Annotated in this window: 15 protein-coding genes, 3 rRNA genes and 1 pseudogene; 4 read left to right on the top strand and 15 right to left on the bottom strand. The window is 68.5% G+C overall.

Going from position 1 to position 20,834, the window contains the following annotated elements:
- Positions 1-30 precede the first annotated feature (30 nt).
- Together ACQP0U_RS11745 and ACQP0U_RS11740 are read right to left on the bottom strand one after the other, a co-directional pair.
- Positions 31-306: a hypothetical protein gene (locus tag ACQP0U_RS11745; RefSeq protein ID WP_433318303.1), complete on the bottom strand. Its 276-nt coding sequence runs from the start codon at positions 304-306 to the stop codon at positions 31-33.
- Positions 303-896 (bottom strand): hypothetical protein, encoded by a 594-nt coding sequence (locus ACQP0U_RS11740; protein WP_433318301.1) that lies wholly within the window; start codon positions 894-896, stop codon positions 303-305. Before ACQP0U_RS11740 ends, ACQP0U_RS11745 begins: the two co-directional genes overlap by 4 nt.
- Before the next feature lie 111 nt (positions 897-1,007).
- On the opposite strand from ACQP0U_RS11740, the gene ACQP0U_RS11735 reads away from it, so the two are divergent.
- Positions 1,008-1,346, top strand: a complete 339-nt coding sequence (locus tag ACQP0U_RS11735; RefSeq protein ID WP_088947517.1) for an SCP2 sterol-binding domain-containing protein — start codon at positions 1,008-1,010, stop codon at positions 1,344-1,346.
- Between the two features lie 12 nt (positions 1,347-1,358).
- Here the strand turns inward: ACQP0U_RS11735 and ACQP0U_RS11730 are convergent, their stop codons facing one another.
- Positions 1,359-2,390, bottom strand: a complete 1,032-nt coding sequence (locus tag ACQP0U_RS11730; RefSeq protein ID WP_433318298.1) for an HAD-IIA family hydrolase — start codon at positions 2,388-2,390, stop codon at positions 1,359-1,361.
- A 499-nt stretch (positions 2,391-2,889) separates the two neighbouring features.
- Positions 2,890-3,565 (bottom strand): annotated as a pseudogene (locus ACQP0U_RS11725) (hypothetical protein); the annotation flags it as partial.
- Between ACQP0U_RS11725 and ACQP0U_RS11720 the strand changes: the two are divergent.
- Entirely contained in the window at positions 3,500-5,224 is a 1,725-nt protein-coding gene (locus ACQP0U_RS11720; RefSeq protein ID WP_433321378.1) for a hypothetical protein, read from the top strand. The pseudogene ACQP0U_RS11725 and the gene ACQP0U_RS11720 sit on opposite strands and share 66 nt — an antisense overlap.
- Before the next feature lie 423 nt (positions 5,225-5,647).
- On the opposite strand, the gene rrf is transcribed toward ACQP0U_RS11720, so the two are convergent.
- The 4 genes from rrf to tyrS all read right to left on the bottom strand — a co-directional run bounded on the left by rrf (position 5,648) and on the right by tyrS (position 12,788).
- Positions 5,648-5,764 (bottom strand): 5S ribosomal RNA (gene rrf / locus ACQP0U_RS11715).
- Positions 5,765-5,849: 85 nt separating this feature from the next.
- Positions 5,850-8,958 (bottom strand): 23S ribosomal RNA (locus ACQP0U_RS11710).
- Between the two features lie 377 nt (positions 8,959-9,335).
- Positions 9,336-10,850, bottom strand: a 16S ribosomal RNA gene (locus ACQP0U_RS11705).
- Together the 16S, 23S and 5S rRNA genes form the textbook arrangement of a ribosomal RNA operon.
- A 645-nt stretch (positions 10,851-11,495) precedes the next feature.
- Entirely contained in the window at positions 11,496-12,788 is a 1,293-nt protein-coding gene (gene tyrS, locus ACQP0U_RS11700) for a tyrosine--tRNA ligase (protein ID WP_433320777.1), read from the bottom strand.
- A 100-nt stretch (positions 12,789-12,888) separates the two neighbouring features.
- On the opposite strand from tyrS, the gene ACQP0U_RS11695 reads away from it, so the two are divergent.
- Complete coding sequence (locus ACQP0U_RS11695) at positions 12,889-13,278, top strand: PaaI family thioesterase (RefSeq protein WP_433318296.1); 390 nt, start codon at positions 12,889-12,891, stop codon at positions 13,276-13,278.
- 22 nt (positions 13,279-13,300) lie between these two features.
- On the opposite strand, the gene ACQP0U_RS11690 is transcribed toward ACQP0U_RS11695, so the two are convergent.
- The 5 genes from ACQP0U_RS11690 to ACQP0U_RS11670 form a co-directional block, all read right to left on the bottom strand.
- On the bottom strand, positions 13,301-14,632 hold the full coding sequence (locus ACQP0U_RS11690; protein WP_433318294.1) for a hemolysin family protein: 1,332 nt from the start codon (positions 14,630-14,632) through the stop codon (positions 13,301-13,303).
- Positions 14,633-14,785: 153 nt separating this feature from the next.
- Positions 14,786-15,427 carry a hypothetical protein gene (locus ACQP0U_RS11685; RefSeq protein WP_433318293.1) on the bottom strand — a complete coding sequence of 214 codons (642 nt, stop codon included), beginning with the start codon at positions 15,425-15,427 and terminating at the stop codon, positions 14,786-14,788.
- 9 nt (positions 15,428-15,436) lie between these two features.
- On the bottom strand, positions 15,437-15,937 hold the full coding sequence (locus tag ACQP0U_RS11680) for a GNAT family N-acetyltransferase (protein WP_433318291.1): 501 nt from the start codon (positions 15,935-15,937) through the stop codon (positions 15,437-15,439).
- 46 nt (positions 15,938-15,983) lie between these two features.
- Complete coding sequence (locus ACQP0U_RS11675) at positions 15,984-17,456, bottom strand: serine hydrolase domain-containing protein (protein WP_433318289.1); 1,473 nt, start codon at positions 17,454-17,456, stop codon at positions 15,984-15,986.
- Positions 17,457-17,508: 52 nt separating this feature from the next.
- A complete protein-coding gene (locus ACQP0U_RS11670; protein WP_433318288.1) occupies positions 17,509-18,012 on the bottom strand; it encodes an ArsR/SmtB family transcription factor in 504 nt (167 codons plus the stop codon).
- 136 nt (positions 18,013-18,148) lie between these two features.
- On the opposite strand from ACQP0U_RS11670, the gene ACQP0U_RS11665 reads away from it, so the two are divergent.
- Positions 18,149-19,021 (top strand): universal stress protein, encoded by an 873-nt coding sequence (locus tag ACQP0U_RS11665; protein ID WP_433318286.1) that lies wholly within the window; start codon positions 18,149-18,151, stop codon positions 19,019-19,021.
- On the opposite strand, the gene ACQP0U_RS11660 is transcribed toward ACQP0U_RS11665, so the two are convergent.
- Both ACQP0U_RS11660 and ACQP0U_RS11655 read right to left on the bottom strand, forming a co-directional pair.
- Positions 19,014-19,649: an FMN reductase gene (locus ACQP0U_RS11660; protein WP_433318284.1), complete on the bottom strand. Its 636-nt coding sequence runs from the start codon at positions 19,647-19,649 to the stop codon at positions 19,014-19,016. The two genes, ACQP0U_RS11665 and ACQP0U_RS11660, sit on opposite strands and share 8 nt — an antisense overlap.
- On the bottom strand, positions 19,646-20,788 hold the full coding sequence (locus ACQP0U_RS11655; protein WP_433318282.1) for an LLM class flavin-dependent oxidoreductase: 1,143 nt from the start codon (positions 20,786-20,788) through the stop codon (positions 19,646-19,648). Before ACQP0U_RS11655 ends, ACQP0U_RS11660 begins: the two co-directional genes overlap by 4 nt.
- Positions 20,789-20,834 lie beyond the last annotated feature (46 nt).

Genomic DNA, 20,834 nt, shown 5'->3' with positions numbered 1-20,834 from the left:
CTCCGGTCTGCTCAGGCCTGGTCGTCGCGCTCAGGTCTGGTCGATGGTGGCGAGGGTTTCCCGCAGCGTCTCGTAGGCCGCCTCGTACTGGGCGATCTGGTCCGCGGGAGCGAGCGATGCCGCGTTGGCCAGGGACTGCACGGCGGCGTCCACCGCCGGATGCCGCGTCTCATCGTCCCCGAGGTCCGGCGGCGGCCCGGGTCGGGCACCCACCGGCGGACCGGGCCGGGCCGGGAAAGAGCTGCCGGGCGGTGGGCCGGGCCGGGCCGGGAAGGACCCGCCGGGCGGTGGACCGGGCTGACTCATTCGGCGTCGTCCGGCCGCTGCTTGCGGACCGCCTTCTTGGCGGGCATCACGGCCGGCGTCGGGACATCCTCGTCGGCGCTCCGGCTGATCGTCGCCGGCGGCTTCTTGGCGATGGCCTTCTTGGCGACCGCCTTCTTCGCCAGGGCCTTCTTCGCGACGGCCTTCTTCACCGGCGCGGAGACCGGGGCACCGGCCGCGGCGTCGGACGGCACGAGCGCGGTGCCGGGCTGCGCGGCGACGGTCGGGTCGGGTTGCGGCGTGGGGCCGGCGGCGCCGGCCGGCTCGGCGGACCGCGCCTCCCGTAGCTGTCGTTCCAGGTCGTGCACCCGCCGGGTCAGCTCGGCCACCTCGTCGGCGGTGGCCAGACCGACCGCGCCGAGGGCCCGGTCGACCTCGAAGCGAACCAGTTTGGTCAGCGCCTCCCGGTTGGCGGCGCCGGTGGTGACCAGCTCCTCGCCGAGGGCCTGGAGTTGGGCGGCGGTCGCGCCGCCGGAGCCGACGAGGCGACGCGCCACGTCCTGGGCTTTCTTCCGGGGCGCCTCCGCAAGGCCCATGGCCAGCTCGAGGTAGGCGCGCCACGCGTCCTGCATGCCTCAGTCCTTCCACGGGGCGGGGTGTGCAGGTGTCACGCTACCGGGCACCCGGGACTGACCCGTGCGGTACGGTGCCGAGGACGGCGTGGCGATCACCGAGGGGGAGATGTGGCCAGCGTGGACGAGTGCCGGCAGGCGTTGCAGGAGCTGGCCGCCCGGTTGGATCGCAACGCCGAGACGGTACGCGAACGGATCGACCTGGACCGGACGCTGGCCTGCCGGATCACCGACCTGGACACCGCGTTCCACGGCCGGATCACCGGCGGTCGGCTGGTCGAGCTGACCGACGGCGACGACCCCAAGGCCAAGATCGCGCTGAGCACGTCCAGCGACGACCTGCTCGCCCTGGTCCGTGGCGACCTCGACGTCACCAGCGCGGTGACCTCCCGCCGAGTGTCGATCAAGGCCAACCCGTTCGACCTGCTCAAGTTGCGCAAGCTGCTCTGACGACCGCCCGGCTCACGCCGCCGAGGTCAGGCCGAAGCTCTCCACCGCGTGGGCCGCGTCCGGGCTCACCGGGCGGATCTTCGGCAGCGCCGGCACCGGCGTCGACCAGGCCACCGCGCAGAGCGCGGCCAGGGCATCCAGCTGTCGACCGGTCCCAGCCAGCTCCAGTGTGCCGTCCCGGTCGGTCACGGACCAGCCGCCGGCGTCCGCCGGGCCTGGGACCCGCACGACGGCAGCCGGGTCGAAGAGCCCCGCCAGGTCCTTCGCGACGTACGTGGGACGGCGCTGCGGCTCGGCCGCCAGCAGATCCGGTACGCCGCTGACCCCGGTGAGCACGAGCAGGCTGTCCAGCCCAGCCCGGCGGGCGCCCTCGATGTCGGTGTCCAGCCGGTCGCCCACCACCAGGCTCTGCCCACCGCCACTGCGCCGGGCGGCGGTTTCGAACAGCGCCGGCTCCGGTTTGCCGACCACCACGTCAGGGTCACGCTCCAGTGCCGTACGCAGCACGGCGACCAGCGAACCGTTGCCGGGCAGTGGCCCCCGCCCACTGGGCAGGGTCCGGTCGGTGTTGGTGGCGATCCAGATGGCGCCTGCCCGCACCGCGATCGACGCCTCGGCCAGCTCTGCCCAGCCGACCTGCGGGCCGTACCCCTGCACCACCGCCGCCGGCTTCTCGTCGGCCTGGGTGACCGGGTTCAGACCGACCGCACGCAGCTCCGCGCGCAGCGCCTCCGCGCCGACCACCAGCACCGACGCGCCCACGGGCAGCCGGTCGCGCAGCAACTCGGCCGAGGCGGCGGCGGAGGTGAGGACCTCCTCCGGCCGGGCCGGCACACCCATCCCGGTCAGCAGGGCCGCGACCTCGCTGGACCGGCGGGACGCGTTGTTGGTGGCGTACGCCACCGCCCGTCCCTCGGCGTGCAGCCGGGCCACCGTCTCGACGGCGCCGGGGATCGGCCGGTCGATCAGGTAGATCACCCCGTCCAGGTCGAAGACGACAAGGGTGTACCCGTCGACCAGCCGCTCCCCCACGCCCGCGCTCACCGCTGCGTCGACCCTGACTCGTCGTCCCGGGCCGGCACGGTCCCGTCACCGTTCGACGCGTCCGCGTCCGCGTTCGCCGCGTCGCCGGAGGTCACGCCGCTGTCGCCAGCGGTGTCCGTGTCGGCGTTGCCGCTCTCGGTGGGGTGACGGTCCTCGTCCTCGTCGTCGAAGCCTTCGTCGTCGCCGGGACGGCCGACAGCAGCGTCGTCCTCGTCGTCGTCGAAGTCCTCATCGTCGTCGTCTTCGTCGTCGTCGTCTTCGTCGTCGTCGTCTTCGTCGTCGTCGTCTTCGTCGTCTTCGTCGTCGTCGTCTTCGTCGTCGTCGTCTTCGTCGTCGTCGTCTTCGTCGTCGTCGTCTTCGTCGTCGTCGTCTTCGTCGTCGTCGTCTTCGTCGTCGTCGTCTTCGTCGTCGTCGTCTTCGTCGTCGTCTTCGTCGTCGTCGTCTTCGTCGTCGTCGTCTTCGTCGTCGTCGTCTTCGTCGTCGTCGTCGTCTTCGTCGTTCTCGTCGCCGGCCAGGTCAGCGTCGGGACGGGCCGGCACCGCGCCGGGAGCGCCCGGGCCTGCGGCGATCTCCTCGGCGGCCTCGTCCTCGTCGTCACCCTCGATGGTCACGCCGTCGAGTTCGAGCAGCCGCTCGGCGGCGTCGGTCTCGCCCTCGGTGTCCACGTCGGCGGCGCGGGAGAACCATTCGCGGGCCTCCTCGCGCCGACCCACCGCGAGCAGCGCGTCGGCGTACGCGTACCGCAGCCGGGCCGTCCACGGCACTGTGGCCTCGCTGGTCAGGTCCGGGACCTGGAGCATCGCGACCGCGGCGTCCTTCTGCCCGAGATCGCCCCGCGCCCCGGCGGCCACGATCAGCAGCTCGATCGCCACGGCCTGGTCCAGCTTCTCCCGGTCCGCGCCACGGAACAGGTCGATGGCCCGCTCCGGCCGGCCGAGAGCCCGCTCGCAGTCCGCGAGTACGGCCAGGTGGCTCTGCAACCCGCTCATCCGGTGGTACGTGCGCAGCTCGGCGATCGCCGACTGCCACTCCCCCGCGTGGTACGCGGCCAGGCCGACCGCCTCACGGACAGCGGAGATGCGCGACGCGAGCCGCCGGGCGGCCAGCGCGTGCGCCAACGCCTCGGCCGGGTCCTCGTCGATCAGCTGTCCGGTGGCGACCAGGTGTCGGGCCACCGTCTCGGCGACCGGCTTGTTCAGCGAGAGCAGCTCAGCGCGGACGTCCTTGTCGAGGTCGGTCGCGACAATGTCGTCCGGCAGCGCCGGGGCCGAACTACGCCCGCCCTCGAACGACTCGGAGCCACCCGCGCGGTCATCGCGACGGAACTCCCCCTCGCGACGCGGCCGCTCGTCGGCCCGGGAACCCCCGGTACGCTCTCCGCCCCGGTAGCCGCCCTCGCGGTCACCGCCACGGAAGCCACCCTCACGCGGCGGGCCGGAGCGAGTGCGGTCGCCACCCTGATAACCGCCCTCACGACGGTCACCGCCACGGAAGCCACCCTCACGCGGTGGGCCGGAGCGAGTGCGGTCGCCACCCTGATAACCGCCCTCACGACGGTCGCCGCCACGGAAGCCGCCCTCGCGGGGAGCACTGGAACGCGAGCTGTCCCGATCGCCACCGCGGAAGCCGCCCTCGCGGGGAGCGCTGGAACGCGAACCGTCCCGGTCGCCACCGCGGAAACCACCTTCGCGACGGTCGCCGCCACGGAAGCCGCCCTCGCGGTCACCACCACGGAAGCCGCCCTCGCGGCGGTCACCACCACGGAAGCCACCCTCGCGCGGGGCGCTGGAACGCGAAGCGTCCCGATCGCCACCACGGAAGCCACCCTCGCGCGGGGCGCTGGAACGCGAAGCGTCCCGATCGCCACCACGGAAGCCGCCCTCACGGGGAGCGCTGGAACGCGAACCGTCCCGGTCACCACCACGGAAACCACCCTCGCGGCGGTCGCCGCCACGGAAGCCGCCGTCGCGGTCACCGCCACGGAAGCCACCCTCACGCGGTGGGCCGGAGCGAGTGCGGTCGCCACCCTGATAACCGCCCTCACGACGGTCACCACCGCGGAAGCCACCCTCGCGGGGAGCACTGGAACGCGAGCTGTCCCGATCGCCACCGCGGAAGCCGCCCTCACGGGGGGCGCTGGAACGCGAAGCGTCCCGGTCGCCACCACGGAAGCCGCCCTCGCGACGGTCGCCGCCACGGAAACCACCGTCGCGGTCGCCACCGCGGAAGCCGCCCTCACGGGGAGCGCTGGAACGCGAACCGTCCCGGTCGCCACCACGGAAGCCGCCCTCGCGACGGTCGCCGCCACGGAAACCACCGTCGCGGTCACCGCCGCGGAAGCCACCCTCACGCGGGGCGCTGGAACGCGAACCGTCCCGGTCCCCACCACGGAAGCCACCCTCGCGACGGTCGCCGCCACGGAAACCACCGTCGCGGTCACCACCACGGAAACCGCCCTCGCGGTCGCCGCCGCGGAAGCCGCCCTCGCGCGGCGGGCCGGAGCGAGTGCGGTCGCCACCCTGATAACCGCCCTCACGACGGTCACCACCGCGGAAGCCACCCTCACGGGGAGCACTGGAACGCGAGCTGTCCCGATCGCCGCCACGGTAGCCGCCCTCACGGGGGGCGCTGGAACGCGAAGCGTCCCGGTCACCACCACGGAAACCACCCTCGCGACGGTCGCCGCCACGGAAACCACCGTCGCGGTCACCACCGCGGAAGCCACCCTCACGGGGAGCGCCCGAACGGGAACCGTCCCGGTCCCCACCACGGAAGCCACCCTCACGGGGTGCGCCGGACCGGAAACCGCCCTCACGGGGTGCACTGGAACGTGATCCATCACGGTCGCCGCCACGGTAGCCGCCCTCACGCGGGGCGCTGGAACGCGAACCGTCCCGGTCGCCGCCACGGAAGCCACCCTCACGGCGGTCTCCGCCGCGGTAGCCGCCCTCGCGGGGAGCGCTGGAGCGCGAGCTGTCCCGGTCACCACCACGGGAGCCAGAGTCGCGGCCGCCGGCGTATCCGCCTCGGGCGCCGCCGCCACTGTCACGGTCTCCCCGGTACGGGGGCCGGTCTCGGTCATCGCGGCGCGGGCCGCGGTCGCGTCCGCCCGCACCGTCAGTACGGTCTTCGTATCGACGGGGACGGTCTCCGCCCTGCGGTCCTGAACTCACAGGTACATCCTTCCTGATTGCGCCACCAATGGCGCTACGCAGTCGAGGGCCGACCCGGATGGGGCGGCCCTCGACTGGAAGATTGTCCGGCGGCGTCCTACTCTCCCACACCCTCACGAGTGCAGTACCATCGGCGCTGGAGGGCTTAGCTTCCGGGTTCGGAATGTGACCGGGCGTTTCCCCTCCGCCATGACCGCCGTAACTCTATGAACATATCAAACAACACCGGCACACACTCACGGGTGTTCGCTTGTTCAGAGTTGCACAGTGGACGCGTAGCAGCTTAGTAGTCAAGTCCTCGGCCTATTAGTACCGGTCAACTGAACCCGTTACCGGGCTTACATTTCCGGCCTATCAACCCAGTCGTCTAGCTGGGGGCCTTACCCCACAAAGTGGGTGGGATACCTCATCTTGAAGCAGGCTTCCCGCTTAGATGCTTTCAGCGGTTATCCCTTCCGAACGTAGCTAACCAGCCGTGCCCTTGGCAGGACAACTGGCACACCAGAGGTTCGTCCGTCCCGGTCCTCTCGTACTAGGGACAGCCCTTCTCAAGTATCCTACGCGCACGGCGGATAGGGACCGAACTGTCTCACGACGTTCTAAACCCAGCTCGCGTACCGCTTTAATGGGCGAACAGCCCAACCCTTGGGACCTGCTACAGCCCCAGGATGCGACGAGCCGACATCGAGGTGCCAAACCATCCCGTCGATATGGACTCTTGGGGAAGATCAGCCTGTTATCCCCGGGGTACCTTTTATCCGTTGAGCGACACCGCTTCCACTCGCAAGTGCCGGATCACTAGTCCCGACTTTCGTCCCTGCTCGACCTGTCAGTCTCACAGTCAAGCTCCCTTGTGTACTTGCACTCAACACCTGATTGCCAACCAGGCTGAGGGAACCTTTGGGCGCCTCCGTTACCTTTTAGGAGGCAACCGCCCCAGTTAAACTACCCACCAGACACTGTCCCTGAACCGGATAACGGTCCGAAGTTAGATACCCAAATCAACCAGAGTGGTATTTCAAGATTGCCTCCACCCATACTGGCGTATGGACTTCACCGGCTCCCACCTATCCTACACAAGCTAATTCGAGTACCAATGTCAAGCTATAGTAAAGGTCCCGGGGTCTTTCCGTCCTGCCGCGCGTAACGAGCATCTTTACTCGTACTGCAATTTCGCCGGGCCTGTGGTTGAGACAGTGGGGAAGTCGTTACGCCATTCGTGCAGGTCGGAACTTACCCGACAAGGAATTTCGCTACCTTAGGATGGTTATAGTTACCACCGCCGTTTACTGGCGCTTAAGTTCTCCGCTTCGCCCCGAAGAGCTAACAGGTCCCCTTAACGTTCCAGCACCGGGCAGGCGTCAGTCCATATACATCGAATTACTTCTTCGCATGGACCTGTGTTTTTAGTAAACAGTCGCTTCCCCCTGCTCTCTGCGGCCATACAACGCTCCACCCGCGCGGGGCTTCACGTCTCCGGCCCCCCTTCTCCCTAAGTTACGGGGGCAATTTGCCGAGTTCCTTAACCACAGTTCGCCCGATCGCCTCGGTATTCTCTACCTGACCACCTGTGTCGGTTTGGGGTACGGGCCGCTAAGAACTCGCTAGAGGCTTTTCTCGGCAGCATAGGATCACTGACTTCACCTGAATCGGCTCGGCATCACGTCTCAGCCTTCATGTGTTGCGGATTTGCCTACAACACGGCCTACACGCTTACCCCGGCACAACCACCGGCCGGGCTCAGCTACCTTCCTGCGTCACCCCATCGCTTGACTACTACCCATCAGGTTCCCACGCTCCCTCAGCTCAGTCCGAAGACCTCACCAAGTTCGGGTGGTTAGCACAACGAGGTTCATCAGGGACGCTCTTTCGCGGGTACGGGAATATCAACCCGTTGTCCATCGACTACGCCTCTCGGCCTCGCCTTAGGTCCCGACTCACCCAGGGCGGATTAGCCTGGCCCTGGAACCCTTGGTCATCCGGCGGAAGGGTTTCTCACCCTTCTTTCGCTACTCATGCCTGCATTCTCACTCGTGCCGCGTCCACAACTGGGTCACCCCGCTGCTTCACTCGCGGCACGACGCTCCCCTACCCATCCACACACCTGCACAAGGAATCAAGTCCAAGCGAGGATAAAATGTGAATGCCACAGCTTCGGCGGTGTGCTTGAGCCCCGCTACATTGTCGGCGCGGAACCACTTGACCAGTGAGCTATTACGCACTCTTTAAAGGGTGGCTGCTTCTAAGCCAACCTCCTGGTTGTCTATGCGACCCCACATCCTTTTCCACTTAGCACACGCTTAGGGGCCTTAGCTGGTGATCTGGGCTGTTTCCCTCTCGACTACGAAGCTTATCCCCCGCAGTCTCACTGCCGCGCTCTCACTTACCGGCATTCGGAGTTTGGCTGATTTCGGTAAGCTTGTGGGCCCCCTAGACCATCCAGTGCTCTACCTCCGGCAAGAAACACGCGACGCTGCACCTAAATGCATTTCGGGGAGAACCAGCTATCACGGAGTTTGATTGGCCTTTCACCCCTAACCACAGGTCATCCCCCAATTTTTCAACATTGGTGGGTTCGGCCCTCCACGCGGTCTTACCCGCGCTTCAGCCTGCCCATGGCTAGATCACTCCGCTTCGGGTCTAGGACACGCGACTGAATCGCCCTATTCAGACTCGCTTTCGCTACGGCTCCCCCACACGGGTTAACCTCGCCACATGCCACTAACTCGCAGGCTCATTCTTCAAAAGGCACGCCGTCACCCCGCAAGGCTCCGACGGATTGTAGGCGAACGGTTTCAGGTACTATTTCACTCCCCTCCCGGGGTACTTTTCACCATTCCCTCACGGTACTTGTCCGCTATCGGTCACCAGGAAGTATTTAGGCTTACCAGGTGGTCCTGGCAGATTCACGGCAGATTTCAGGGGTCCGCCGCTACTCGGGAACACCCACAGAAGGTCAGCAACTTTCACCTACCGGACTCTCACCGTCTACGGTCAGCCATTCCAGACTGTTCGACTAGCCACTGACTTTGTAACTCCTCGAACAAGTGTCAGCTTGTTCAGCGGGGTCCCACAACCCCGACCACGCAACCCCTGACAGGTATCACACGCAGCCGGTTTAGCCTCGATCCGCTTTCGCTCGCCACTACTCACGGAATCACTAAATTGTTTTCTCTTCCTACGGGTACTGAGATGTTTCACTTCCCCGCGTTCCCTCCACACACCCTATGTGTTCAGGTGTGGGTGACACCACATGACTGGTGCCAGGTTTCCCCATTCGGACACCCTGGGATCACAGCTTGGTTGACAGCTCCCCCAGGCCTATCGCGGCCTCCCACGTCCTTCATCGGCTCCTGGTGCCAAGGCATTCACCGTTCGCCCTTGACAACTTGACCACAAAGATGCTCGCGTCCACTGTGCAATTCTCAACAAACGACCAACCCACAACCCGATCCGCCCCACACCAAACCCGGTCCTCAGACCAGCGGTATGTGGGGCCAGGCCATGCCTGGCAACCTCACGAACCCACAGGCTCGCTACGGCTCCGAAAGAAACAACCTGAGGTTGTTCTTTCAGGACCCAACAGGGTGCTCACATTTCTTCTCAGCCGCACCAGGGCTTCGTTCCCACCAACCCGAAGGAAGGCTGTACTAGAAGGAACCCGGCCGTTGCCGAGGAAAAACTTGCCAGTGTCTCCGCCATTCGAGCACCCCACCACCACATTCGGGCGGTGCGGGCTCCTTACCGACTTTCGTCGGAAGGTGCTCCTTAGAAAGGAGGTGATCCAGCCGCACCTTCCGGTACGGCTACCTTGTTACGACTTCGTCCCAATCGCCAGCCCCACCTTCGACGGCTCCCTCCACAAGGGTTGGGCCACCGGCTTCGGGTGTTGCCGACTTTCGTGACGTGACGGGCGGTGTGTACAAGGCCCGGGAACGTATTCACCGCAGCGTTGCTGATCTGCGATTACTAGCGACTCCGACTTCACGGGGTCGAGTTGCAGACCCCGATCCGAACTGAGACCGGCTTTTTGGGATTCGCTCCACCTCGCGGTATCGCAGCCCATTGTACCGGCCATTGTAGCATGCGTGAAGCCCTGGACATAAGGGGCATGATGACTTGACGTCATCCCCACCTTCCTCCGAGTTGACCCCGGCAGTCTTCGATGAGTCCCCGCCATAACGCGCTGGCAACATCGAACGAGGGTTGCGCTCGTTGCGGGACTTAACCCAACATCTCACGACACGAGCTGACGACAGCCATGCACCACCTGTGACCGCCCCCGAAGGACCCCCCATCTCTGGAGGTTTTGCGGCCATGTCAAACCCAGGTAAGGTTCTTCGCGTTGCATCGAATTAATCCGCATGCTCCGCCGCTTGTGCGGGCCCCCGTCAATTCCTTTGAGTTTTAGCCTTGCGGCCGTACTCCCCAGGCGGGGCGCTTAATGCGTTAGCTGCGGCACAGGGAACCGGAGAGGCCCCCCACACCTAGCGCCCAACGTTTACAGCGTGGACTACCAGGGTATCTAATCCTGTTCGCTCCCCACGCTTTCGCTCCTCAGCGTCAGTATCGGCCCAGAGACCCGCCTTCGCCACCGGTGTTCCTCCTGATATCTGCGCATTTCACCGCTACACCAGGAATTCCAGTCTCCCCTACCGAACTCTAGCCTGCCCGTATCGACCGCAGGCTTGGGGTTGAGCCCCAAGTTTTCACGGTCGACGCGACAAGCCGCCTACGAGCTCTTTACGCCCAATAAATCCGGACAACGCTCGCACCCTACGTCTTACCGCGGCTGCTGGCACGTAGTTGGCCGGTGCTTCTTCTGCAGGTACCGTCACTCTCGCTTCGTCCCTGCTGAAAGAGGTTTACAACCCGAAGGCCGTCATCCCTCACGCGGCGTCGCTGCATCAGGCTTCCGCCCATTGTGCAATATTCCCCACTGCTGCCTCCCGTAGGAGTCTGGGCCGTGTCTCAGTCCCAGTGTGGCCGGTCGCCCTCTCAGGCCGGCTACCCGTCGTCGCCTTGGTAGGCCATCACCCCACCAACAAGCTGATAGGCCGCGAGCCCATCCCAAGCCGAAAAACTTTCCACCACCAGCCATGCGGCCAGAAGTCCTATTCGGTATTAGCCCCCGTTTCCGAGGGTTATCCCAAAGCTTGGGGCAGGTTGCTCACGTGTTACTCACCCGTTCGCCGCTCGAGTACCCCGAAGGGCCTTTCCGCTCGACTTGCATGTGTTAAGCACGCCGCCAGCGTTCGTCCTGAGCCAGGATCAAACTCTCCAACAAAAATTAGTTGAACAGCATCCTGACAACAAACAAATGTTGCCAAAGGAATCCCAACCAGCCAGTTACAAGAACCGACCAGTCCGGGGTATAAATCATAATTGGCACTGGCTTTACAAGCACCCTGTTGAGTTCTCAAAGAACAACCACACACCAGCCAGAAGCCCCACCACAGTGGAACCCCAACCGGGGCTTTTCACTACTCAGTGTCCGGCACTTTCAGCGCCAGGCACTTTTACTACGTTACCCGCTCGTTTCCGCCGTGTCAAACCGATATTTCGCGGTTCGTCGTGCTTCACCCGAGAATGCGGGCACCATGTCGCAACCGGCTCGCGCCGCTCTCGTCATGGATTCGGCAGACCGGCCGTCGCGATTTCCCGCGACCCGCCCGGTGCCCTGCCGGTTCGTAACCATACCCGGTCGGTTTCGCCGCGCCAAATCCGCCTCGCGGCGTTTCTGGTGGCACCTCCCGGTCGGGGCTCCGGTGGGCAATGCCCGCCCGACCCCCAGGCCGTTGGCCGGCGCTCCGGCCGCCTCAGGCTTTCGCCTGTTTCGTCCGTTCCGCGCTGGCAGAGAGAAAGTTACGCGTCCGGCGGGATGATCGTCAAATCCGCCGGACGCGTCCCCCGTCACATCGTCGACAGACGACTATTCACCCAGCTCAACGCCTGCGAACGAACGTTTTCCGCGGCGCAGGACCAGGTATCGCCCGTGCAGCAGATCGGCCGGCGACACCGTGGCGTCCACCTCGGTCACCCGGTTGTTGTTGACGTAGGCACCGCCCTCAGCGATCACCCGCCGGGCCTCCTTGAGGCCACTCACGAGCCCGGAGTCCCGCAACAGACCCGCCACATCCGGCAATTCGCCGGAGAGACGCACCAGCCCGGCCTCGGTCAGCGCCGCGCGCAGGGTCTCCGGCGCCAACTCGTCCAACGATCCACGGCCGAAGAGCGCCTGACTTGCGGCGACCGCCTGCCGCGCCTCGTCGGCGCCGTGCACCAGGGTGGTCAGCTCCTCCGCGAGCGCCCGCTGCGCCAGACGGGCCGCCGGCCGCTCGGCGGTGGCCTTCGCCAGCTCTTCCAACTCGTCGCGGGTCCGGAAGCTGAAGTACCGCAGGTAGCGGTCAACCTCCTGGTCCTCGACGTTGAGCCAGAACTGGTAGAAGGCGTACGGGCTGGTCATCGCGGGGTCCAGCCAGACCGCGCCGCCCTCGCTCTTGCCGAACTTCGTGCCGTCGGACTTGGTTACCAGGGGCGTCGTGAACGCCTGCACCGGGCCGGCGCCTCGCCGGCGGACGTAGTCGACGCCAGCGGTGATGTTGCCCCACTGGTCGGAGCCGCCGAACTGGAGCTGACAGCCGTGCCGGCGGTGCAGCTCGAAGAAGTCGTTAGCCTGCAACAGCTGGTAGCTGAACTCGGTGTAGCTGATGCCGGTCTCAAGCCGGGCCCGCACCACCTCCCGCGCCAGCATCTTGTTCACCGGGAAGTGTTTGCCCACGTCGCGGAGGAACTCGACGATCGACATCTCGCCGGTCCAGTCCAGGTTGTTGACCAGCTGCGCCGCGTTGTCCCCGGTGTACGACACGAAGGGCGCGAGCTGCTCGCGAATCCGCTCGACCCAACCGGCGATCACGTCGAGGGGGTTGAGTGCCCGTTCGGCGCTCTCCTTCGGGTCACCGATCTGCCCGGTGGCTCCGCCGACCAGCAGCAACGGGCGATGGCCGGCGAGTTGCAGCCGGCGGGCCATGAGGACCTGCATGAGGTTGCCGACGTGCAGGCTTGGCGCGGTGGGGTCGAAGCCCACGTAGTACGTGGCGGCGTTCCCACCGTCGAGCAGCTGGCGCAGCTCGTCGAGGCCGGTCGAGTCCTGTATGAGGCCACGCCAGAGCAGGTCGTCGGTCAGGGAGTCCCGCCCGGTCGGCGGGGGGTTGCTGTCGGTCACGGTCACCGATTCTCCCCCATCGCCGGCACCGACCCGTACCGGGTTTGGCGCAACCCGCCCCGGCTAGGCTTGCGCCGCGTTGATCGAGGAGGGCTTTGCCATGGAGATTCCGGATCTGACGGGTGGTTTCGTCGCCCTGCTCGGCCTCAAGATCGAGGAGGCGAGCGCCGACCGGGTGGTCATCAGTTGGCAGGTCCGCCCGGAGCTGCACCAGCCGTTCGGCATCCAGCACGGCGGGGTGTACTGCGCCGTCGTGGAGTCCGCGGCCAGCATGGGCGGCGCCCTCTGGCTGGCCGACCGGGGCACGGTGGTCGGGGTGTCGAACCAGACCGACTTCCTGCGGGCCGTGCGGGACGGCGAGCTGACCGCGGTCGGCACCCCGGTGCACCGGGGCCGCAGTCAGCAGCTCTGGCAGGTGGAGATCACCGACGCCGACGGGCAGTTGGTCGCCCGCGGTCAGGTCCGGCTGCAGAACCTCTCGCCCTCCTGAGCGACGGCGTCCGCCGGACAGGTCAACTGCGGGCGTCGTCCAGCACCGGCTCCGCGGCCTGGTCGGTGTCGGTGTCGGCCTCGTCGGGTACGCGGCTGATCCGCACCTCGGTGATCGCCCGGTGGTCGATGCCGGCCACGACCAGCACCCAGCCGTCCAGCGTGACGTCCTCCCCGGCGACGGTGGGGATGTGCCCGAGCCGGGCCAGCACCAGCCCCGCGACGGTGGTGTAGTCACCCGCCGGGCGCGACGGCAGCTCCACGCCGATGTCCGGGAGGTCGTGCACCGGGAACGTGCCGGGCAGCAGCAGCGCACCGTCGGGGTCGCGACGCACCGAGCGCACATCCCGGTCGGTCTCGTCGTAGATCTCGCCGACGATCTCCTCCAGGATGTCCTCCAGCGTCACGATGCCGTCGACGGCGCCGCGCTCGTCCACGACGAGCGCGATGTGCTGACGCTCGGCCTTGAACTGACGCAGCGCGTCGACCACCGGCAGCGAGTCGGGCAGCAGCATCGGCGGTCGGGCGATCTCGTCGACCGGGCGGTCGTCGGGCACCCCGACCAAGTCACGCAGGTGGATCACTCCGGCTGTGTCGTCCAGACCGCCGTGGCGCACGACCGGAGCCCGGGAGTGCCCGGTGGCGGCCAGCACGAGCCGCGCGGCCTCCGCGGTGGTCCCGCTGTCGAGCGTGAAGACCTGCAACCGGGGTACGAGGACAGCCCGCAACCGCCGGTCGGCGATCTCCACGGCGCCCGCGATGATGGTGCGCTGCTCCTTGGTGAAGCCGTGGTTGCCGGCGACGATGTCGCGCAGCTCGTCCGGGCCGATCTCCTCCGGCTGGTGCTTGGGGTTGAGCCCGACCAGGCGGACCACCACGTCGCTGGTGGCGCCGAGCGCCCAGACGGCCGGCCGGGTGAGGCTGGCGAGCAGGTCGAGTGGGCGGGCCACCAGCAGGGCCCACCGCTCGGCGGACTGCATGGCGATCCGTTTGGGCGCCAGCTCGCCGAAGACCAGGGTGACGAAGGTCAGCGCGAGGGTGACCACCACGATCGCCACCGTCTCGGCGGCCCCGCCGAACACCCCGAGCAGGGGCACCAGGGGTTTGGCGAGCGAGACCGCCGCGGCGGCGGAGGCCAGGAAACCGGCGAGGGTGATGCCGATCTGGATGGTGGCCAGGAAACGGTTCGGGTCCTTGGCGAGCCGGGCCAGCACCCGCCCGGCCCGGCTGGTGCGTTCCAACCGCTGGATCTGGCTGTCCCGCAGCGACACCAACGCCATCTCGCTGCCCGCGAAGAGCGCGTTGATCACGACCAGGACTCCGACCAGGGCCAGTTGGCTCCCGTAGCTCTGCACGCCCGGTTCGCTCCCTCGTGGTGGTGGCACCGGCCGGTACGCGCGGCACCCGCCGGTCGGCGAGCCCGCCCGGCGTAGGCGTTGTCTTTGCCCCGTCCGGCGTCGACCGAATCCTGCCCCGGTGAAGCTACGCCGAATCGGGTGACGGTGACGCTAGGCCGACTGAGAGGTCGTTGACGCCGGCAGGTCGAGGACGTACGAGTCGCCCTCCGGGCGGAAGCCGAGCCGGTGGTAGTAGGGGGCGACCATCCGGGGCGGGCTGACCACCCGGTGGAAACCGCGCTCGGTGAACAGGTGGCTGCGCCGGTAGACGAACTCGCCGGGGGTGAAGTCACGGAACTTCGGGGTGACGTAGTCCAGGTCGATCTGGGCGACGCCGGGTGCCTCGGCGTGCGACAGCACCACCCCGACCACCTCGTCGGCAGTGACCACGAGGAACGCCGAGCGCCCCGACGCGTCCGGAGCCCAGTGGAAGTCGGGGTTGAACCGGGTGATGTCGGCGGCGTGCACCCGCAGCGTGTGCGCGAGGAACTGGTCGCCGACACCGACCTCCACCACCTGGTAGGTCTTCTCGTCGTGCCGGGTGACGAGCATCCCGCGCAGGTACCAGATGTTGATCACCGCGAGCACCACGTTGAGCCCGACCCCGGGCCAGACCTCGATCGCGGCGTTGTAGCCGATCAGCACGAAGCAGCCGACGAGGTTGAACGCCCGCAGTCGCAGGATGCGCGACTGCAGCAGCGACCAGACCAGCACCGCGGAGCCGGCCCAGCCGACGAGATCCAACCAGTTCACCCCGCGAGACTAGTGCCCGCCCAGGTCAGCGGCGTCGGCGGGCAGCTCCAGCAGCCACTCCTCGACGTCTTCGCCGCGGCCGTTGGCGTACCCCGAGTCTTCACCGATCACGACGAACCCGCACTTGCGGAGCACCGCGAGGGAGGCGGCGTTGTCTTTGGCGGCGCGGGCGTGCACCGGTCGGGGCAGCTCGCTCAGCAGGGCGGCCAGGGCCGCGGTGGCGTGACCCCGGCCCCAGCGGGCCGGGTCGATCCAGTAGCTGACCTCGGTCTGGTCGCCGGCCGGGAAGGCGCTCACGTACCCGACCACCTCGCCGTCGACCTCGACCGTGCGGACCCGGTTCGCCGGGTTGGTGAGCACCCGTGCCCAGTGTGCGGCGAACTCCCGACGGTCGGACGGGTCCTTGGCGACGAAGGCGGCCATCCGGTTGGCCTCCGGGTCCTGCTGGTGCAGGAAGAACTCGACGAGGTCGTCCTCCAGGACCGGACGCAACCGCAGATCAGAAGTCATCGGACGAGGGTACGCAACAGGGCTGACAGGAGAGGGGGCCGCGGGTTCAGCCGGCGACGGCCGTGACCGCCAACACGGCCGCGACCACGGAACTCGCCACCGAGAGCAGTCGACGCCACGGCACCCGCGCGTCGACCACCGGCAGAGCACGCCACCGGGTCGCCGCGAGGGCCACCCCCGCCGCGGAGAGCCCGGCCCCGAGCGGCCACAGCCAGGCCGGGACCACCGACCAGTCCCCCATGCGGTGCGCCAAGCCGAGATAGGCGAACGCCCACACCGCCGCCGCCAGCAGCGTCACCCGGTCCAGTTCGCGGCGCCGGGCGGTGCCGAGCAGCGACAGGCCGCCGAGGAAGGTGAAGGCCAGTGCGAGACCGGCACCGATCCACACCGGCGTCACCGGCGCCGCCTCTCCGGCCTCCGTCTCTGGCAAGCCGAGCAGCCGCAGACCGATCGGCTCGACGCCCCGGTCGGTGTTGCCGAGCACCACCACCGCCCTGCCGGTGGCCCGTTCGAAGCCGAGGTAGGACCGGAACCCGCTGGTCGCGCCGTTGTGCCAGACCACCTCGCGGTCGCCGTACCGGGTGGTGAACCAGCCGTACCCGATGCGGGTGTCGTCGTTCTCGCGGAATCGGGCGGTGGTGGCGTCGGCGCCGGGCGCGGTGCCGGCGAGGATCACGGCGAGCAACGTGCCCAGGTCCTCCACGGTCGACCAGGGGCCGGCGCCGGCCGGGGCGTAACCGGCTCCCATCCAGGGGTCGAGTGGTCGGCCGCTGGCCCGGCTGCCCTGGGCGCGACCGGCCGGCAGGTCGTCGTCGCGGGTGACGATGACGGTGGCGGTCATGCCGAGCGGCCGTAGCAGCCGTGCGTGCAGCAGCTCGGGGTACGGGACGCCGGCCTTCGCGGCGAGCGCGTGGCCGAGCACGGACGGCCCGAGGTTGGAGTAGTGGACCTCGCCGCGCCCGTCGTCGGGGCTGACCCGGTTGGCGGCGCTGCGTATGGTGTCGACGCCCTGCCCGGCGTACGGGTTGCCGCCGGAGACGTTGGCCCAGAGGATGCGTGCCCAGCCCAGTACGGAGGTCGGGGCGAGTCGGGGCAGGCCGGCGCGGTGGCTGGCCAACTCGGCGAGCGTGCTGTCGCTGGCCGGGCCGGTCACCTGGGGCCAGGTGGCGCCGAGCCGGTCGTCGGGGTCGACGACGCCGGCGGCGACCTGGTCGGCGAGGAGCATGCCGGTGAGCGCCTTGGTGATCGAGCCGATCTCGAACGGAGTGCCGGGCTCGACGGGCCGACCGGCGAGGTCCCGGTCGCCCAGGCCGGCGGTGCGGATCCGGCCGTCCTCGAACAGGGCGACGGCGAGCCCGCGGTGCCCCGACGGGTCGGGCGTGACCGACCGTGTGGCGGCGGCCAGGTTCGGATCGCCGGTGGTGTGCGCGCCGAGTCGGGGCACCCGAGGCATCAGCGCCACCCCGACCAGGCCGGCGATCAGCGCGACGACGAGGGCGATGACGGTCGTCCGGCGCATGGTGGCTCCTCTGTGGGGGTCGTCGGATGAGCGGCCGAGCCGTGGGGTTTGGTCAGCGGCCAGCGGCGGTGAGGATGGCCAGCAGCGGCACCACGCGTTCGGCCGGGATCGCGTACCGACCTCGGCCGGCGCTGCGCAGCCAACCGGCGGCGGTGATCTGGCGCAGGTGGTGGTGCAGTTGGCCGGTGGTGCCCAACTCCTCGATCTCGGCCAGCTCGCTGGTGCTCTGCCGACCGCCGAGGACCTCCCGCAGCAGCCGCAGCCGCACCGGGTGGGCCAACGCGGAGAGGGCGCTGGCCAGCTCCGTCCAGTCGGCGGCGAGCAGGTCGTCGACGGTGCGGCCGTACTGCCAGTCGTAGTGCTGGTCGGCGACGCGGACGGTGCCGGTGTAGAGGACCGCACCCGGCCCGTCGGGTGGCAGGCGTTGTTTGAGGCCGTCGAGGGCCCAGAAGGCGCCCTCGGGCGCGGGCGGCGTCGGCGGTGCGACGGCGAGACGTTCGCTCAGCGCGGCAACCTGTGCCTCCAGCGCGGCGAGCCGATCTTCCACAGTGCTCACACGTCGATATTACGAACATACGTAGTTACGTGCAAGTGCCGAACGAGGTGCCGCCGGGGACGCCGGGACCGGCGCGTCCGGCCCTGCCGGCGCAGCCGAGCGGTCGACAATGACCTGACCGACCCAGGGAGCGCCGATGAACCGACCTGTCGTGGTGGGCGTGGACGGATCGCCGTCCAGCCTCGTCGCCGCCGAGCACGCGGCGCGGGCCGCACTGCTCCGGTCCCGACCGCTGCTCCTGGTGCACGGCTACCTGCATCCGTTCGGCTACGGCGTGCCGCTCAACCCGTACGACCTCGGGGTGCCGGTGCCCTCCGAGGAGGCGCAGAAGATGTTGGAGCGCACGGCGGCCGAGCTGACCGGGCGGTGGCCCGGCCTCGCCGTCGAGGTGCGTCAGGTAGCCGGCGGTCCGGGAGCCACCATGGTCGAGGAGTCCCGCCGGGCGGAGCTGGTCGTGGTGGGCAGCCGTGGCCTGGGCGGGTTCGCCGGGCTGCTGCTCGGCTCGGTCGGCGCGCAGGTGGCCGCGCACGCGCACTGCCCGGTGCTGGTGGTCCGCCCGGACGAGCAGCCGATCCCGGTGGACGGCCCGGTGCTGGTCGGCGTCGACGGATCCGAGTCGTCAGGACTCGCCGTGGGCCTCGGCGCCGACGAGGCGGCGCTGCGGGACGTGCCGCTGGTGCTGGTGCACGTCAGTCCGCCGGACGGGGACCGGACGGTGCCGGAGGAGATCGAGGAGTCGCAGGCCGCGTACCAGGCCGATGCGGTGCGGCTCCTGGCCGACGCCTCCAGCGTGGTGCGCGCCGAGCACCCCGGCCTGGTGGTGCGGGAGCATCCGGTCCGGGCGACCGGCGCGGCCCAGGGGCTCATCGAGGCCAGCGGCGCGGCGTCGCTGCTGGTCGTGGGCACCCGGGGCCGGGCCGGGTTCGCCGGGCTGCTGCTCGGGTCGGTCAGTCAGGCGGTGATCCAGCACGCGCACTGCCCGGTGCTGGTCGCCCACCCGGTCAGCTGACCGGCGCGCCGTCACCTCGGCCGAGCATCTGCAGGAAGTCGGTGGTGAGGGCGAACGGGTCGGCCGGCCCGGTGGCGGGTGGCCGGTGGTCGATCTGGTCGGCCAGCTCCCCGGCGGCGCGCCGGATCCGACCGCGCAACGCGCCGTCGGCGGTGCCGTCGGACCAGTCCTCCGGGGCGGCGAAGACCGCGGTCGGGACCACCACCGACCGGAGGTAGGCGAACATCGGGCGGACGGCGTGCTCCAGGGCGAGGGAGTGCCGGGCGGTGCCGCCGGTGGCGCCGATCAGCACCGGCCGGTCGACGAGCGACTCGGAATCCAGCACGTCGAAGAAGGACTTGAACAGCCCGTTGTACGAGGCGCTGAAGATCGGGGTGACGGCGATGAGCCCGTCCGCCCCGGTCACCGTGTCGATGACCTCGCGCAACGCTGCCGGTGCGAATCCGGTGAGCATGTTGTTGACCACGTCGTGGGCGTACTCCCGCAGGTCGACGACGTGCACCTGCACTTCGGAGCCGCGCCGGACCAACTCGTCGCGGGTGGCCGCGGCGAGCTGGTCGGCGAGCAGCCGGGTCGACGAGGGCTGGCTCAGCCCCGCCGAGACCACGGCCAGGGTGCGTCGGGTCATCGGGTCGCCCCCTCCGGGGCCTTGCCGGTCACGTCGTCGACGGCGTGCACGGTGCTGTCCTTGGCGCCTCCGGCCGCGGCGACCAGCGAGGCGTGCGTCGGCGCGGCCGGCACGTGCGCCGGACGCAGCGCGGCGAACTCCTTGCGCAGCACCGGCACGACCTCCTCGCCGAGCAGGTCGAGCTGCTCCAGCACGGTCTTGAGCGGCAGACCCGCGTGGTCCATCAGGAACAGCTGCCGCTGGTAGTCACCGACGTACTCCCGGAAGCCGAGCGTGCGGTCGATGACCTGCTGTGGGCTGCCCACGGTCAGTGGGGTCTCCCGGGTGAACTCCTCCAGCGACGGCCCGTGACCGTAGACCGGGGCGTTGTCGAAGTAGGGCCGGAACTCCCGGACCGCGTCCTGCGAGTTGCGGCGCATGAAGACCTGCCCGCCGAGGCCGACGATCGCCTGGTCGGCGGAGCCGTGGCCGTAGTGCGCGTAGCGCTGGCGGTACAGCCCGACCATCCGCTGGGTGTGCTCCTTGGGCCAGAAGATGTGGTTGGCGAAGAAGCCGTCGCCGTAGTACGCGGCCTGCTCGGCGATCTCCGGGCTGCGGATCGAGCCGTGCCAGACGAACGGGGGCACGCCGTCGAGCGGTCGCGGCGTCGAGGTGAACGACTGCAACGGGGTGCGGTGCTTGCCCTTCCAGTCGACCACGTCCTCGCGCCACAGCCGGTGCAGCAGGTCGTAGTTCTCGATGGCCAGGGGGATGCCGGCGCGGATGTCCTTGCCGAACCACGGATAGACCGGGCCGGTGTTGCCGCGGCCCATCATGAGGTCCACCCGGCCGTCGGACAGGTGCTGGAGCATCGCGTAGTCCTCGGCGATCTTCACCGGGTCGTTGGTGGTGATCAGCGTGGTGGCGGTGGACAGCAGCAGCCGCTCGGTGCGCGCCGCGATGTGGCCGAGCATGGTGGTCGGTGACGACGGCACGAACGGCGGGTTGTGGTGCTCGCCGGTGGCGAAGACGTCCAGGCCGACCTCCTCGGCCTTCAACGCGATCGCGACCATCGCCTTGATCCGCTCATGCTCGGTCGGCTCCCGACCGGTGGTCGGATCGACCGTGACGTCACCGACGGTGAAGATTCCGAACTGCATGACCAGCTCCTCGCGTGTCAACCGGGTGCCGTCGTGGTACCCGGAC

It is taken from the genome of Micromonospora sp. CA-269861, from assembly GCF_050948505.1.
In the GTDB taxonomy this organism is placed as follows: Bacteria; Actinomycetota; Actinomycetes; order Mycobacteriales; family Micromonosporaceae; genus Micromonospora.
This window is presented reverse-complemented; position numbering and strand designations above follow the sequence as displayed.

Excerpts from the sequence above, each read along its gene's own strand:
- ACQP0U_RS11665 (WP_433318286.1), top strand. The coding sequence starts at position 18,149 with ATGAACCGACCTGTCGTGGTGGGCGTGGACGGATCGCCGTCCAGCCTC.
- ACQP0U_RS11655 (WP_433318282.1), bottom strand. The coding sequence starts at position 20,788 with ATGCAGTTCGGAATCTTCACCGTCGGTGACGTCACGGTCGATCCGACC.
- ACQP0U_RS11740 (WP_433318301.1), bottom strand. The coding sequence starts at position 896 with ATGCAGGACGCGTGGCGCGCCTACCTCGAGCTGGCCATGGGCCTTGCG.
- ACQP0U_RS11660 (WP_433318284.1), bottom strand. The coding sequence starts at position 19,649 with ATGACCCGACGCACCCTGGCCGTGGTCTCGGCGGGGCTGAGCCAGCCC.
- ACQP0U_RS11745 (WP_433318303.1), bottom strand. The coding sequence starts at position 306 with ATGAGTCAGCCCGGTCCACCGCCCGGCGGGTCCTTCCCGGCCCGGCCC.
- ACQP0U_RS11695 (WP_433318296.1), top strand. The coding sequence starts at position 12,889 with ATGGAGATTCCGGATCTGACGGGTGGTTTCGTCGCCCTGCTCGGCCTC.
- ACQP0U_RS11680 (WP_433318291.1), bottom strand. The coding sequence starts at position 15,937 with ATGACTTCTGATCTGCGGTTGCGTCCGGTCCTGGAGGACGACCTCGTC.
- ACQP0U_RS11675 (WP_433318289.1), bottom strand. The coding sequence starts at position 17,456 with ATGCGCCGGACGACCGTCATCGCCCTCGTCGTCGCGCTGATCGCCGGC.